The 14,592-nt window shown below is 63.6% G+C and carries 18 protein-coding genes; 13 read left to right on the top strand and 5 right to left on the bottom strand.

All coding sequences use genetic code 11. The features are described from left to right. Window positions 1-368: 368 nt before the first annotated feature. From RLDS_RS30195 to RLDS_RS30185, 3 genes are read right to left on the bottom strand one after another with little or no spacing between them, the layout of a single operon-like run. Complete coding sequence (locus tag RLDS_RS30195; protein WP_009823969.1) at window positions 369-1,277, bottom strand: ribose-phosphate pyrophosphokinase; 909 nt, start codon at window positions 1,275-1,277, stop codon at window positions 369-371. Beyond that, window positions 1,274-2,812 carry a thymidine phosphorylase family protein gene (locus RLDS_RS30190; protein WP_007683378.1) on the bottom strand — a complete coding sequence of 513 codons (1,539 nt, stop codon included), beginning with the start codon at window positions 2,810-2,812 and terminating at the stop codon, window positions 1,274-1,276. Before RLDS_RS30190 ends, RLDS_RS30195 begins: the two co-directional genes overlap by 4 nt. After that, complete coding sequence (locus tag RLDS_RS30185) at window positions 2,809-4,257, bottom strand: MBL fold/beta-CASP domain-containing RNA metallo-hydrolase (protein WP_013849921.1); 1,449 nt, start codon at window positions 4,255-4,257, stop codon at window positions 2,809-2,811. Before RLDS_RS30185 ends, RLDS_RS30190 begins: the two co-directional genes overlap by 4 nt. A gap of 252 nt (window positions 4,258-4,509) precedes the next feature. Here RLDS_RS30185 and RLDS_RS30180 point away from each other — a divergent pair, with 252 nt between their 5' ends. Both RLDS_RS30180 and RLDS_RS30175 read left to right on the top strand, forming a co-directional pair. Beyond that, window positions 4,510-4,773, top strand: a complete 264-nt coding sequence (locus RLDS_RS30180; RefSeq protein WP_007683380.1) for a DUF2933 domain-containing protein — start codon at window positions 4,510-4,512, stop codon at window positions 4,771-4,773. After that, the gene (locus RLDS_RS30175) at window positions 4,770-5,567 is read left to right on the top strand and encodes a methyltransferase family protein (RefSeq protein ID WP_009823968.1); all 798 of its coding nucleotides are present in this window, start codon (window positions 4,770-4,772) and stop codon (window positions 5,565-5,567) included. The genes RLDS_RS30180 and RLDS_RS30175 overlap by 4 nt, the downstream gene beginning before the upstream one ends. On the opposite strand, the gene RLDS_RS30170 is transcribed toward RLDS_RS30175, so the two are convergent. Further along, the gene (locus RLDS_RS30170; protein WP_009823967.1) at window positions 5,559-6,128 is read right to left on the bottom strand and encodes a hypothetical protein; all 570 of its coding nucleotides are present in this window, start codon (window positions 6,126-6,128) and stop codon (window positions 5,559-5,561) included. The genes RLDS_RS30175 and RLDS_RS30170 overlap by 9 nt on opposite strands. 71 nt (window positions 6,129-6,199) lie before the next feature. Then, complete coding sequence (locus RLDS_RS56445; protein ID WP_169534101.1) at window positions 6,200-6,442, bottom strand: hypothetical protein; 243 nt, start codon at window positions 6,440-6,442, stop codon at window positions 6,200-6,202. Here RLDS_RS56445 and RLDS_RS30165 point away from each other — a divergent pair. The 11 genes from RLDS_RS30165 to RLDS_RS57345 all read left to right on the top strand — a co-directional run bounded on the left by RLDS_RS30165 (window position 6,350) and on the right by RLDS_RS57345 (window position 14,581). Further along, window positions 6,350-7,111 carry a helix-turn-helix transcriptional regulator gene (locus tag RLDS_RS30165; protein ID WP_007683383.1) on the top strand — a complete coding sequence of 254 codons (762 nt, stop codon included), beginning with the start codon at window positions 6,350-6,352 and terminating at the stop codon, window positions 7,109-7,111. The genes RLDS_RS56445 and RLDS_RS30165 overlap by 93 nt on opposite strands. Before the next feature lie 13 nt (window positions 7,112-7,124). Continuing rightward, window positions 7,125-7,871: a LuxR family transcriptional regulator gene (locus tag RLDS_RS30160; RefSeq protein WP_007683385.1), complete on the top strand. Its 747-nt coding sequence runs from the start codon at window positions 7,125-7,127 to the stop codon at window positions 7,869-7,871. Window positions 7,872-7,945: 74 nt separating this feature from the next. Continuing rightward, window positions 7,946-8,557: an acyl-homoserine-lactone synthase gene (locus RLDS_RS30155; RefSeq protein WP_007683387.1), complete on the top strand. Its 612-nt coding sequence runs from the start codon at window positions 7,946-7,948 to the stop codon at window positions 8,555-8,557. An 11-nt stretch (window positions 8,558-8,568) separates the two neighbouring features. Further along, window positions 8,569-9,513 carry a phytanoyl-CoA dioxygenase family protein gene (locus RLDS_RS30150; protein ID WP_021224382.1) on the top strand — a complete coding sequence of 315 codons (945 nt, stop codon included), beginning with the start codon at window positions 8,569-8,571 and terminating at the stop codon, window positions 9,511-9,513. 49 nt (window positions 9,514-9,562) lie between these two features. Beyond that, window positions 9,563-9,901 carry a hypothetical protein gene (locus RLDS_RS30145; RefSeq protein ID WP_009823965.1) on the top strand — a complete coding sequence of 113 codons (339 nt, stop codon included), beginning with the start codon at window positions 9,563-9,565 and terminating at the stop codon, window positions 9,899-9,901. Continuing rightward, window positions 9,898-10,563: a lytic transglycosylase domain-containing protein gene (locus RLDS_RS30140; RefSeq protein WP_021224381.1), complete on the top strand. Its 666-nt coding sequence runs from the start codon at window positions 9,898-9,900 to the stop codon at window positions 10,561-10,563. The genes RLDS_RS30145 and RLDS_RS30140 overlap by 4 nt, the downstream gene beginning before the upstream one ends. After that, window positions 10,560-10,898: a TrbC/VirB2 family protein gene (locus RLDS_RS30135; RefSeq protein ID WP_021224380.1), complete on the top strand. Its 339-nt coding sequence runs from the start codon at window positions 10,560-10,562 to the stop codon at window positions 10,896-10,898. Before RLDS_RS30140 ends, RLDS_RS30135 begins: the two co-directional genes overlap by 4 nt. Next, complete coding sequence (locus RLDS_RS30130) at window positions 10,895-11,245, top strand: type IV secretion system protein VirB3 (protein WP_009823962.1); 351 nt, start codon at window positions 10,895-10,897, stop codon at window positions 11,243-11,245. Before RLDS_RS30135 ends, RLDS_RS30130 begins: the two co-directional genes overlap by 4 nt. After that, window positions 11,238-13,649, top strand: coding sequence for a VirB4 family type IV secretion/conjugal transfer ATPase (locus RLDS_RS30125; protein WP_021224378.1), 2,412 nt, complete (start codon window positions 11,238-11,240; stop codon window positions 13,647-13,649). Before RLDS_RS30130 ends, RLDS_RS30125 begins: the two co-directional genes overlap by 8 nt. A gap of 3 nt (window positions 13,650-13,652) precedes the next feature. Further along, complete coding sequence (locus tag RLDS_RS30120) at window positions 13,653-14,366, top strand: type IV secretion system protein (protein WP_007683402.1); 714 nt, start codon at window positions 13,653-13,655, stop codon at window positions 14,364-14,366. Continuing rightward, a complete protein-coding gene (locus tag RLDS_RS57345) occupies window positions 14,363-14,581 on the top strand; it encodes an EexN family lipoprotein (protein ID WP_021224377.1) in 219 nt (72 codons plus the stop codon). The genes RLDS_RS30120 and RLDS_RS57345 overlap by 4 nt, the downstream gene beginning before the upstream one ends. Window positions 14,582-14,592 lie beyond the last annotated feature (11 nt).

Raw genomic sequence — 14,592 nt, 5'->3', positions numbered from 1 at the left:
CTGCTCCGGACGATGCATGCGAGTTGCCCGCGCCGCCCTCGGCGCGATCGAGCCATCGCTACGCTTCCATCACATCGTCGACCGGCAGCGGGTTACTGGCGCCCGGCGGGCGAGGGGGGCGGGTTGGCCCTTGACGGCTGCGCGATCGGACGCCCAGGATAGCAGGGTGGCGCGCTTTACTTCGGGCTCAAGCTTCAGGTGCCCAACAACGTCGAGGGGATCGATGAACGAGCGTGTGTGCGACACGACATATCCTCCTTCCCTGCCGCGATTTTCTCCGAAAGGGAGATCTCAGGAGATTGGTTCGGACTCGTTTAGGGTCAATGGATGAGGACGCGCACAGCGTTTGCCGGGCGTTCATTTCCGTCTTAGAACTGACGCGCAGCACGCCATTCAATCCGGTGGCGAACGGCCTCCGCGATCGCTGGCATGACGTCTATATCATTCGACGCATGTGCAACCGCGTTCGTGCTGACGATCCTTTCGACAAGCCCACCCAGAACCTGCGCTGCATCGCCGGCAAAAAGCGGATGCACGACCACGCAATCCGGTCGCGCGAACCCCATGCCGACCAGTTGGCGCGCCGCCTCGGTGAGGGTCCGACCGGATGAGGCGATATCGTCGACCAGCACCGGCTGGCGATCGAGAAACGCTGGGGCATTCGGAATCGAGATGGTGACGTGACGGTCGCCGGATCGGATTTTCTCGCACACGAGAAACGGAGCATCGGCATCGGCCGCCACCTGCGAGACCCACTGTTCGCTTTCCAGGTCCGGACCGATGATCAGCGGGCGAGCGACATTGCGCTTGATCCACGAGGCCAAAAACGGCGCGGCATGAACAACCTGGGTTGGGATGCGGTAGATTTCCGACAATTCATGGTAGCGATGGAGATGCGGATCGACCGTCACCAGCCAGTCGAGATGGCGAGACAGGATCGCAGCAAAGGTTCGCGACGTCACCGCCTCGCCGGCATGGAAGCGTATGTCCTGGCGCATGTAAGCGAGGTAAGGGGCGACGAGCCCGATCCTGCGAGCGCCAAGATCGCGCGCGGTGTCGGCTGCGAACAGCAGCGGCAACAGCTTGGCGTCCGGATGATCGAGACTGGACAGCAGGATGACCTCGCGGTCGCTGACGTCGTTTCCGACCCTGAGATAGGTTTCCCCGTCAGGAAACTGACGATGCTCGATCGTGCCGACCTCTGCATCGAGCGCGGCGGATAGCGGCTGTGCCAGGGCCTCGCTGCCAGACAGCGCGAACAGCACGGGACGGTTCATAGCGCTTCAATCCCGAAGATCGGCCCGTCGCTCACCGCATAGGCCGCCGCATAGTCGAGCTCGCCCGGGCTCTCGGCATGAATGCTACACAAGGGAGCCCCGGCATCCACCATCTGGTTCAGCCGACACTGCAGCGCGACGCCGGCGGCCTTGGCCATCGGCGCGCCGGCAAGCTTCGCGACCGTCGCGAGCTTGCGATTGTCGATACTCACCAGGCGGCCGCTATAGGGAGCGATCATATCCTGTTGGAACCGGGCGACCGGTGGAGCCCGCATGCCGCCCTGCGCTTCGCAGATACGTTGGAACTTGGCCCAGGCCCGGCCGCTTTCGAGGCACGCCCGCGCACGCGCATAACCTTCGCGGGCCGGGGCTGCGTCCGCGAGCTCAAGCAGTCCTCCCGCCAGCTCGCAGGCCCGGTGGGCGAGATCCTCGGCGCCCGGCTGCCCCTGGAGCACGGCAAGGATATCCTGCGCCTCGAGCGCCGGACCGATGCCCCGTCCGATCGGCTCGGCGCCGGGGCCGCGCATCACGCGCGTGCGAAGCCCGAAGGCTTGGGCGACAGAGCTCAGCGCCCGCTCGAGCGTGTCGGCGGCATCGGCGCCGCGTACCTTGGCGGTCGGCCCGACCGGGATGTCGATGACCAGATGGGTCGCACCGGCCGCGATTTTCTTGGACAGCACCGAGGCGACCATCTGCCCGACGGCATCGATATCGAGCACCCGTTCCACGCCGATGATCACATCGTCGGCAGGGCTGAGGTTGACGGCGCCGCCCCAGGCGATGCAGCCGCCTTCGCGCTCGACCACCTTGCGGATTGCGGAAACGTCGAGGTCGACAGGTGCCAGCACCTCCATCGTGTCCGCCGTGCCGGCCGGTGAGGTGATCGCCCGCGACGATGTCTTGGGCATGATCAGGCCCTCCGCGGCCATGATCGAGACGATGATCGGCGTGGTGCGATTGCCCGGCAAGCCACCGACGCTATGCTTGTCGACGATGACCGTTCCGGGCCACTGCAATCGCTCGCCGACATCGACCATCGCCCTGGTCAGGCTGATCGTTTCGTCCGTATCGAGCGGGACCGCTGAGCAGGCCGTGACGAACGCCGAGAGATGGACATCGCTATAGCGTCGCTCGGCGATGTCGGTGATGATCGCTGAAAAAGCCCCGTCACTGAGACGATTGCCATAGATGCGCCGACGCACTTCGGCGAGCGAGGCGAGAGGCTGGGCGTGCGCGATCTCGACCGGATCGCCATCGCTGACGCCGAGCCGCTGCCATGCGGATTCGGAGAGGCCGATCTCGCCGGGCGCTGGAGTCTCCGCGGAGCTGTGCAGCAGCGAGACGACGATTTCCCGCCCGCCGGCGCGCAGCGCGACCTGCGCGCGGGACGCAAGACCTTCCGAGCGGCAGACGGGACAGTCGTGGCGCATGACCGCGATCAGATCGCTTCCGGCAGCCGACAGGCCGATGCGGCGTGCCCGCAGCGTCGTCGCGACAGGCTCTGCTTCGGCGTCCTCGATGATCCCGGGCTTCACGCGAGCATGCCCCAGCTACCCAGCGCCGGTACGCTGCATGCCCAACCCAGTTCCTCCGAGACACGCTTCGCCAGGACCTGGGCGCCGGTCGGCTCGCCATGGGTGACATAGACGTGGCGCGGGGCCTCGTGCAGCGACCCGAGCCAGCGCATGAGTTCGTCGCTGTCGGCATGCGCCGAGAGCATCGTCAGGTTGGCGACCTCGGCTTCGACCGGGATATACTCGCCGTGGATCTTGATCGTCCGGGCGCCGCCGATCATGGCGGCGCCGCGGGTGCCCGCCGCCTGGAAGCCCGAGAAGAGGATGAGGTTCTTCCCATCCGGCGCGAAGCGCTTGAGATGGTGGAGCACGCGGCCGCCCGTTGCCATTCCACTGGCCGAGATGATGACCTTGGGGGTGGGGTTGGCGGTGAGTTCCTTGGATTCCTCCACTTCGCGCACATAGTGCGCGACGCTGCACGCCGCTTCGCACTCGGCGCGAGCCAGGCGATGCTCGTCCATGAAATCGCACATCAGCCCGCTCGCGTTGATCGCCATCGGGCTGTCGAGGAAGATCGGGATGTCGCGGAGGCGTCCCTGCGCGCGCAGACGCGAGAAATGATAGAGAAGCGACTGAACCCGTCCCACGGCGAAGGCCGGGATCACCACCGTCCCGCCTCTCTCGACGCATCGCTCGACATGATCTCCAAGCGTCTTTGTCGGATCGACCTGCTCGTGGCGCCGATCGCCATAGGTCGATTCCACCAGGACATAGTCGGCGCGCGCGGGCGGCTCGGGATCCTTCATCACCGCATCGCCGTAACGGCCGATATCGCCTGAGAAGAGGATTGTCCGCCCCTTCCAGTCGATCTCGATCGACGCCGCGCCGAGGATGTGGCCGGCGCGATGGTAGCGCACCCTGATGCCGTCCGTGACTGCATGCCACGCTCCGAACTCGATCGGGCGGAAGAGCTGCAATGCCAGACGCGCGTCGGCCTGGGTGTAGAGGGGCAGCGCCGGCTGGTGCCTGGAGAAGCCGTGCTGGTTGGCGAACTCCGCATCCTTTTCCTGCAGATGGCCGCTGTCGGGAAGAAGGAGCTCGCACAGGGCCGCGGTCGCCCGCGTGGCAAGGACGGTCCCGTCCCAGCCCAGGCGCGCCATGCGCGGTAGTGCGCCCGAGTGATCGAGATGGGCGTGGGTCAGCAGCACCTGGCCGACATCCGCGACTTCGGGTGGGATCGATGCCCAATTAAGGCGGCGCAGATCCCTGGGTCCCTGAAACAGGCCGGAATCGACCACGATCTGAGTTTCACCATCGTCCACCAGATAACGCGACCCTGTGACCGTTCCCGATGCGCCGAGAAAGGCAACGCCGAGACCATCGGCCGGGCGCTTGGCCAGATCGATCCTTGCTTCACGCTCGAAGATGGTCACGCGGGAATGGTGCCGTTTCTTTCTCTTTTGCATGGACGCGGGCCTGCCTCTCACGATTATGTTCGTGAGCGCAGCATTGGTTCGCGGACGCCGCACGCCTATACGCAAAATCCGCAGCACGACTGCTGCTCCCCGACAGCTGCGTCGCCCGAACGCCGATGGCCGATCCCATCGATCGCCTTACCCATGCCTGCGCGATGCCCGGGGGACTTCGGTCTCTACTTATACCTTGCTCCTTGGACTCGAGCCTATGCTGCCCGGACGTTGACCAGAAGAGGACGGCATATGGGCGAACATGACCATCGCATGCGCAAGCGCGGCAAGATCGTTCTGATCGGCTTCCTGCTCGTCGCTAGCTTCTTCCTCCTCACCGAGCATACCGCGCACTTCCTGGGTGTGCTGCCCTATCTCATCCTGCTCGCCTGCCCGCTCATGCACCTGTTCATGCACCGCGGCCATGGTGGGCATCAGCATGGCCATGAGCCCGGTCAGGCACCCGCCGGCTTACCGGCCAATCCCAACGGCCGCATCGAAGGAGAGTCGCGATGACGCACGCCGACTATGGCTATGGTCTGTGGGGGCTCGCGCTGGTTAACGCCGCCGTTTTCATCCTCTTTGCGTTCAGCTTCTTCAAGCCGGCAACTAAACGAGACTGGCGCAGTTTGGGGGCGTTCAGCGCTTTCATCATAGCGCTCTTCGCGGAAATGTATGGCTTCCCGCTCACGATCTTCGTGCTTTCGGGGTGGCTCCAGTCGTATTTCCCCGCTGTCGACTGGTGGAGCCACGATGCTGGACATCTCCTGGAGATGATGTTCGGCTGGCGAGTTAATCCCCATTACGGTCCATTCCACATCGCCAGCTTTGTGCTGATCGGCGTGGGTTACTGGCTGATCTCGGTTGCATGGACGGCCCTTCACTTGAGTCAGCGCAAACACCAATTGGCCCTTACTGGGATTTATGCCCGGATCCGGCACCCGCAATATGTCGGCTTCATTCTCGTCATGCTCGGCTTTTTGCTACAATGGCCGACCCTTTTGACCCTTGCTATGTTTCCGGTGCTCGTCGTGATGTATATTCGGCTGGCTCGGCATGAGGAAAAGGAGGCGCTAGCCAACTTCGGCGAGGTTTACCGCGATTATATGGCTCGCGTGCCCGGCTTCATTCCGAATCTGACAATCCATTCGCGTCGAAGAAGGCCATGGCGATCCTTGACGGGAATGGCTGATGTAATTGCCGGCAAGGTCAATGCTGACGTTCTGACTGGCCTTATTATTCGGACATCGTTACCCGACCTCACAGCACACTACTGCAGCAATCCCGGTTCGACTGCGCAATCATCTTGAGAGGGCAAGTTCGCCTTGCACGGGCAGATTCGGTGTGGAGCTGATGCCCGGCACTAGACGCAGAGCATCGCCGATCAAGGTATAGACGGCGTGGCGCTGGCCGCCACGGTTCCGATGGTCGACGCGATAGCCCTGATAATGTCGGCGGAGCAGACCGGCGTTCACAAGTTCGGAAACGGCGCGGCTGAGATTGCTCTTGCCGGCTGTGCGAATGCGTGCCCGCATTTCCTCCGCGATCACGCCGCGCCTTTTCTCCGGATCGCCGGGGAGCAGTCCGTTTCTAGCGAGGTCGCTCTCGACCCGCTTGGCCAGCGTAATGCTGCGCGGACCACGCTGGGCCATCGGGGTCAATGCGTCGCATAGCCAATCGCGCAGGGAAACGAGCCCATCGTTCCGCCTGACCCAGGGACCGGCGCTTCCATCTGGCCCCGCCACCTGGGCGATCAGGTTGAGCAGCATGAAGGCATAACGGGGCCGGCTCGATACGGTCGCCAGCGTCTCGAGCACGGCCGCGACATCACAGCCAATGGAGGGTTCAAGAGGCTTGCCTGCATGAAACATAACATGATGGAATCAAGCACAAAGCAGGATCAATGTGAATCCCAAATCGGCGGCCACAGACGGGTTGTCAGCTATGACACTTTGCCGGCGGATAAAGTGTCATAGGCGATCCATTCTGATTGTAGATTGTTGCGAATCGTTCTCAACTCATCCTGATAATCATGGCGCTCGCCGCTTAGGTGTGGACGAGCCGTCTCCTCGCGAACGAGCTTCCGTCGCCTATGGCGAACAGGATAAAAGACTGCGGCCGCCTTGATGATCTCACGCGCTTTGCGACGGACTGTCAGCGTGCTGAAACCCTTGGCGATCTGCATGGCACGATCGATGCCGCCGTGCGCGATCTTGGCTTCCGCTGGTTCACGCTGCTTCACAATATCGACCTTCGGCGCGGCGACGAGCAAAGCCTGTTCCTCACAACCTATCCCTCGGCCTGGCTCGAGGAAGTGCTCGAAGAGCGCCATTATCTCGAAGATCCCATCCATGCGGCCTGCGCACGTACGCCCTCTGGACTGGCCTGGGACCGTGTCGGCGACGTGCTGGAGCTCACGCCGCGCCAGCGAGGCATCCTTGACCGCGCCCGGGATCATGACCTTGCATCGGGCTACAGTTTGCCGATCCGGACCCCGGGCGAGCCCGAGGCGATCTTCACTGCGGCCCGATCACGCGACGAGCCGCTGAGTGCAGAAGAGGTTCTGACCGCCCGTCTGCTCGGCTCGGTCGCTTATGATCGGGCGCGCGAGCTGCTTGGCGAAAGGGCAGGGCCATTGGCCTGCGTCCCTCTCAGTCCTCGCCAGGTCGAATGCATCGCGCTCGTCGCGCAAGGCAAAAGCGACTGGGAGATCGGCCAGATCCTCGGCCTCAGCCGCGATACCGTGCACGAATATGTTGAATCGGCCCGCAGGCGTTATGGCGTGCGACGACGCACGCAGCTGGTGCTGCGCGCGGTTCGCGATGGTCATCTCAACATGGAAGCGCTGCTCTGATCTCGCCGGCCATATGATGATCGGGCTTGGGCAAGTTCAGGATTTCTGCGCTGTCGCTGGCGCGATCAAGGACGCTACGGCCTTGTCTGACCTGATGGCCGAAATCACGAAGGCCATGGGCTTTCGGCACTATGCCCTGGTCCATCATGTCGACCTGAAGCCTGCGGTTCGCTCGGTCCACATCGTCGACTATCCGCAAGACTGGGTGGAGCGCTTCCAGGCGAGACGCCTCTATGCGAGCGACCCGATCCACCGCGCCAGCCATCGCACCAATGTGGGCTTTGCCTGGTCGGCGGTTCAGTCGATCATCTCTCTGACGGCCGCCGATCGCTCGATCCTGGCAGAAGCCTACGAGGCCGGGCTGGGCGACGGCTTCACCGTTCCGGCCCATATTCCTGGCGAGCTCAATGGATCCTGTTCCTTCGCGATGGCGGCGGGCGAGATGCTCGACCATCGGCAGCTGCCGTTCGTGCAGCTCGTCGGCAGCTTCGCGTTCGAAGCGGCACGCAAGATTTCCCGGATCCACGCGCCGCAATCCGAATGCCCGAGCCTGACCGAAAGGCAGGCCGAATGCGTGGCGCTGGTCGCGCGGGGCAAGACCGATTGGGAGATCAGCCAGATCCTCGGCATCGGCCAGGAAACGGTGATCCAGCATGTGAAGGATGCGCGCGACCGCTATGGCGTCACCAAGCGCACCCTCCTCGCCATTCGCGCCTTGTTCGAAGGGCAAATCAGCTTTGCCGATGTGTTCGGCCGATGATCTCCCCAGAACTGGGGATAACGCAAAAAAGCCGCCTCTGATCGACTGACAGGCCTCACCAAAAGGAGGCTGTCATGCACATCGGGACCGGCTTTTCGCAAGCCATGGAACACCGCCTGTTTCGCTCCATGTTCGAGGAGCGCAAGCGGGTCTTCGTCGATCTTCTTCGCTGGGACGTTCCGGTCATCGCCGGTCGCTACGAGATCGATCAGTTCGACAATGATCGCGCCGTCTACATCGTTGTTACCGGGGACGACGGGGAACACCGGGCCTCCGCACGGCTTCTGCCGACCACGCACGAGCATATTCTCGGCACGATCTTCCCGGATCTTTGCGAGGAAGCGCCGCCGCGCGGCAGTGCTATCCTGGAAATCACCCGCTTTTGCCTTGCGCGAAAATTGCGCGCCCGGGAGCGTCTCGAGCTGCGCAATCAGCTGGTCACCGCGCTCGTCGAATATGCCCTCGCCAACCAGATCCACAGCTTCACCGGGGTCGCCGAGTGGCCGTGGTTCCAGCAGATCCTGGGTTTCGGCTGGACTTGCCGACCATTGGGTCTTCCCACGTCCGAGCAAGGGCGAAGTCTCGTCGCCTTGCAAATCGATGTGGACGACCGAACGCGCGAGCAGCTGCGCGCGAGCGGCATTTTCCGCCCTGTCGGCCTTGCCGATCTTCCCGCCGCAGCATGAGGAGGGCGATCATGGCCACGATCGCACGGCGCGGCGTCTCCGCCGCGACCAAAGCCGACGAAAATCTGCGGCAGCACGGCTTCTGCATCCTGCCGGATGTCGAGTCTCGGTCACGCATCGAGGAGATCAATCGATCCCTCCATCCGCGTTTTGCCGCCACGCCTTTCTGCCAGGGCGGATTCTACGGCCCTCGGACAAAACGCTTCGGTGGCCTGCTGAAGCGCGCGCCGGTGGTGGAAAGTCTTGTCCAAAACCCTGCCGTCATGCGCCTCGTCCACGCTATCCTCGAGCCCTGGTGCGACACGGTCCAGCTCAACCTCACGCAAGCGCTCGAGCTGCACCCGGGGGCGCCCGCGCAATTTCCGCACCGGGACCAGGACATGTGGCGCGGTCCGACCGGCGAGCTCGAATATCTCGTCAACGTGATGTGGCCGATTTCGCCGTTCACGGCCGAAAATGGGGCCACGCTGGTCTGGCCGGGGAGCCACAATGGCGGGCAGGGTGACGACGGCGCGGAGCCGGTCGCGATCGAAGCCAATCCTGGATCGGCGATCATATTTCTGGGATCGACCCTTCATGGCGCCGGCTCGAATCATTCAAACGCGGTGCGCCGAGGCATCATCGTCAGCTACTGCCTCGGCTGGCTGAAGCCCTATGAAAACCAGTGGCTGACCTATCCGCCCGAGGTGGCCAGCGCATTTGCCCCCGCGCTTGCCGCGCTGGTCGGCTACCAGCAGCACCGCCCCAATCTCGGCAACTATGACGGGCAATGCCCGTCCATCCTGCTCGGCGGCGATCCGCCGGACCATCTCGCCGCAATCGATGCTCTCCGACCCGACCAGGAAGGCGCTCTGACCGAATTCCTGCGACAGCAAACCGATCAACTCCCCCCGGCTGGGGGGATTGCCGAAATCGAGCGCGGTCGGAACAAAAGAGAGGTGAAATCCAACGGATAGCTGACGGCATTTCCCGACGCGGGAGCTGTCTCTCGCGGGGGAAGACCCGATGCAACGTGCAATATTCGGCATGGCGATGCTCGCCCTCGCCACAGCCCTTCCAAGCGCACCGGCAGCGGCGAATGACCTGGGCTGCCAGGTTCTCCTGTGTCTTTCCAATCCCGGTGGCGCGACCCAATACGCGCAATGCGTGTCGCCGATGACCAAGCTATGGCAACGCTTGGCCACCGGCGGCGCCTTTCCCGGCTGTAGCGGCGGCGTCGCCCGCACGAAGGTCTATGATCGCGATTCCACAACTCGCCGCCGGGTGGTCATCACGTTCAACGACGGCCGCAGCCAGACCTTCTCGCTGGCCGGCATCGAGCGTTTGGACGGCGGCCGCCGATGATCCTCGATGTCGCCACCCTTCTTTCGCTTGCAGGAGCTTGCGCACCGACGGTGGCGCCTGAGACGCTCATTTCGATCGTCCACACGGAGAGCCGGTTCAACAGTCTCGCCATCGGGGTCAATAGTCCCGGCGTGCGCGCGCCAAAGCCCGCGACCAAGGCGCAGGCAATCGCTGCGGCGCGCAGCCTGATTGGTCGAGGCTACAACATCGATCTCGGCCTGGGGCAGATCAACAGCGCCAATCTCGGCTGGCTGGGGCTTTCGGTGGAAAATGCATTCGAGCCCTGCTCCAACCTAGCCGCCGCCGCGCGTGTCCTAGCGACCAACTACCAGGCGGTCGCGCGCCTTGCCCCGAGCCGCGATCACGCGATCGCGACCGCCCTGTCGCTGTACAATACCGGCGACCGGCAGCGCGGCTTTCGCAACGGCTATGTCGCCAGGGTCTATGCCAGCGCGTCGGCCGTCATTCCGTTGATCCGGAGTACGGCGCCGGCAACCAGAAACTCGGTCGTTGCCCCAGCGGCTCCGGCCTTCGCTCCGCCACCCGATACCCCTGTTTCGCCCCCGGCCGCAGCCGGGTGGAAAACAGCGGCGAGGGCGAGCCAGGCCTCGCTCATGGTGTTCGGCGACGGGGCCGCATCTCAGAAAGGACAGCATCCATGACAGCAATCACCGCCCACCTGGGCGGACGACCCCAATGGGCGCGACTTCTGCTGCGCGTCATCGGCGTGATGGCATTGGCGCTACTTGTCTCGATGCTGCTGAGCGATCCTGCACACGCGCAAGGTGCCGACGGCATCACGTCCATGGCGGAGAACATCAAGACCTGGCTCACTGGGACTTTCGCCAAGACCATCGCGGTGATCGCGGTCGTGATCGTTGGGTTCATGTTTTTCACCGGGCGCGCCAGCCTCGGCCTTCTGGTGACGGTCATTGTTGGCATCTTCATCGTCTTCAGCGCGCAGTGGATCGTCGACACCATCACGGGTGGCGCGTGAAGGAGAGCGCCGCCTTGGACGAGCGGCTGCGCGAGGAGACGTTGTTTCTCGCGGTCACGCGCCCGACGATGTGGCTCGGCGTGCCGCTCGAAGCCTCGTTGCCGATCGCGCTTGCCGCCTGTCTCACTTTGATCGTCAGCGGCAACCCGCTCTATGCCGGCGCCATCGGAGGCGCCTGTCTTGCTGTTGCACGGCTCATCGTGCGGCATGATGCCAACGCCTTCCGGCTGCTGTGGCTGTGGACCATGACCAAGGCGCGAAGCCGGAACCGCGTCTGGTGGGGCGGCAGTTCCTATTCGCCGCTCCCGGTCGCGGGGCTGAAACGCAAGGGCTTTGCGCGTGGCTAGCGCGGCTGCCCAGCTCCCGCCGCGCAAGACGCCGTGGCGCATATTGCGGCAAGAGGCCGAGCCTGGGCGCTATCTGCCCTATGCGCGCCACGTGACGTCGGAGGTGATCGCGCTCGATAGCGGCGACCTCATGATGATGTTCCGCCTCGAGGGGCTCGCCTTCGAAACCGCGGATCCGATCCACCTCAACGACTGGCATGAGAAGCTCAACGGCACCTGGCGCAACATTGCCGACGACCGGCTCGCGCTCTGGACCCACATCGTTCGCCGCCCGGTCGATGACTATCCCGAAGGCCAATTCCGCTCGGACTTCGCGGCCGATCTGGACGAAAAATATCGCGCGCGGGTGACTGCCAAGCGCATGTTCGTCAACGAGCATTATCTGACGCTGATCATGCGCCCGGCGGTCGGCTCGGCCGATCGGACCGGCTTGATCCTCAAACGCATCGCCAAGGCCAGGGTGGCCGATGAGGAGGTCGACCCCGACGAGTTGGCCCGCTTCGAGGAGAAGGCGCGCGATATCGAAAAGCTCCTCCGGCGGTGCAGCCCCGCGCGGCTCGCTCTTTATCAGCAAAATGGCCTCCTATTCTCCAGGCCGCTCGAAGTGCTCGAGCAGGTCATGATGGGTGCCAAGGCCAAGGTGCCGCTGGTCCGAGGCCATCTTGGCTCAGCCCTTTACGGCGAGCGGGTGATCTTCGGACGCGAGACGGTCGAGATCCGCGCCCATGATGCGAGCCGCTGGTTGGGCATTTTCGGCATCCGGGAATATCCCGCGCTCACCCGTCCCGGTCAGATGAACGCTCTGCTCGGCCAGGATTTCGCGTTCGTCGTGTCGCAATCCTTCACCTTCATGGGGAAGGCGCGCGCGGCCGAAAGGCTGCGCCGGCGGCAGAACCAGATGGCTTCGACCGAGGACGCGGCAGCAAGCCAGGCGCTCGACCTCGAAGACGCCGCCGACGATCTTCAAAGCAATCGGTTCGTCCTTGGCGAACATCATTTCTCGCTTGGGGTGTTTGCCGAAAGCCAGAGGCGGCTCGCCGATAATCTGTCGGCCGCGCGGGCGGCGCTCGCGGACGCTGGCCTGGTATCAGCGAGGGAAGGGCCGGCGCTCGAAGCGGCCTTCTGGGCTCAGCTTCCCGGTAACTTCGCCTGGCGGGCGCGGCCGGCGGCAATCACATCGCGGAATTTCGCCGCATTGGCGCCTTTTCATACCTACCCCGCAGGCCGGCCGAGCGGAAATCATTGGGGTCCGGCGATCGCGCTGATGAAGACGGCCGCGCAATCGCCCTACTATTTCAACTTCCATGTCGGGGATCTCGGCCACACGCTCATCATCGGTCCCTCGGGCGCGGGCAAAACGGTCGTTCAGAACTTCCTGATGGCGCAGCTCGAGAAAACGGGCGCTCAGCAGATCTTCATCGACAAGGATCGCGGTGCCGAGATCTATGTGCGGTCTGCTGGCGGGATCTATCTGACGCTGAAGAACGGGGAACCAACCGGCTTCGCGCCGCTGCGGGCGCTCGAATATGGGCCGCGCAACCTCGTCTTTCTCGGTCGTCTGATCCGGCAGCTGGTGACGCCGCCCGGCAGCACGCTGGGCGTCACCCAGGAACGCATGATCGACGAAGGCTTGGCGTCGCTCGGGCGGCTCGCACCGGAGAACCGATCCATTCTGGCCCTGCGCCAGCTGCTCGGCCAGCGCGATCCGGAAGGCATCGGCGCTCGGCTTGAGAAATGGGCGCGAGGCGGATCGCTGGGGTGGGTGTTCGACAACGAGATCGATGCTTTGTCGCTCGATGCGCCGTTCCTCGGCTTCGACATGACCGATTTCCTCGACAATCCGGAAGTTCGCACGCCGATCATGATGTACATGTTCCATCGCATCGACGGCCTGCTGGATGGCCGCCGACTGGTGATCGACATCGATGAGTTCTGGAAGGCGCTGGGTGATGACGCTTTCCGCGCCTTTGCCCAGGATGGCCTGAAGACCTACCGCAAGCAGAACGCCTTCCTGGTTTTCGGCACGCAGAGCCCGGCCGATGCGCTGCGCTCGGATATCTCGCACAGTATCATGGAGCAGGTCGCGACCAAGATCCTGCTGCCCAACCCCTATGGGCGTGAAACGGATTATATCGACGGGCTGGGCCTGACCCAGGCGGAATTCAAGCTCGTCCGTCACGACCTGAACCCGGAATCTCGCCGCTTCCTCATCAAGCAGGGTCATGACTCGATCGTGGTGGAACTGGACCTGGGCGGCCTCTCCGACGAGCTCGCGGTGCTCTCGGGCACCACGGAAACCGTGACGCTCCTCGATGCCATTCGCGCTGATGTCGGCGACGACCCGGCGAAATGGCTGCCTCTTTTTCACCAGCAGCGTCGGTCTGCATCGATCAGGAAAGGATGAGCTATGGGTAAGGGCATATACGCAGCACTTGGCGCCATCGCCCTAGGAATGGCGGGGCCTGCAGTCGCGCAAGGTATCCCCGTCTACGACAGCTCCGGTTATCTGCAGGCGCTGGCCACGGTGAAGAACACGCTGTCGATGATCGATCAGGGGAAGGAGCAGATCGCAGAAGCGAAGCAGCTCTATGGCAGCTTCAACCAGGTCACCGACGTCAACGGCATCGCATCATCTCTTTCCACCGATGCCATGCGCCATCTTCTGCCGCGGGAGGCCCGTGACATCAGCCGGCTGATGTCGTCGGACAATGCCAGCCTGGGCTCGCTTGGGAGCTCCGCGACCCGTATCCGGGACGCCAACCGCATCGCCTTGCCGGAATTGCGGCCAGGTGCGTCGGCGTATGAGCGCGCGTCCCGCGACAACCTCTTGCGGAACGGCGACCTCGCAGCGCGCGACGCCGCGATCGCGGAGGCGGCCTATGGCGTGTCGGCCCAGCGTACCGCCGGGCTCGAAGAACTGAGAACCTCGCTGGATACGGCTTCGGACGCCAAGCAGGTCATGGATATCCAGGCGAGGGTAGGGGTCGAGAATGCCCATATCCAGAACGACGCCTTGCAATTGCAGGCGCTGCGAATGCGGCAAGAAGCAGACGTCCAGTTGCGATCACAGCGCGAAAGCGAAGCGATACTGGCGACGAAGCTAGAAAGCTTGTCGCAATGACCGCGAGAGCTTTGCTGCTTGGGTTTGCCGCAGCGGGAATGCTCGCAGGATGCGAGCGGGCACCGCGCGGGAAGGACTATCTAGCCTCTCACCCCGAAGAGCTCAGAGGACTCGCCAAGGCCTGTGCCGACGGATCACATCCCAACGAACAGGAGTGTTCCAACGCTGAAAGCCTCCGGATCCTCGACAACAAGATGCGGTCGCTTTCGAAATAATCCAGCGCCTT

It is taken from the genome of Sphingobium lactosutens DS20 (assembly GCF_000445105.1).
GTDB lineage: Bacteria > Pseudomonadota > Alphaproteobacteria > Sphingomonadales > Sphingomonadaceae > Sphingobium > Sphingobium lactosutens.
Note: the sequence above shows the minus strand (reverse complement) of the source record. Positions and strands in the feature narration are given on the sequence as shown.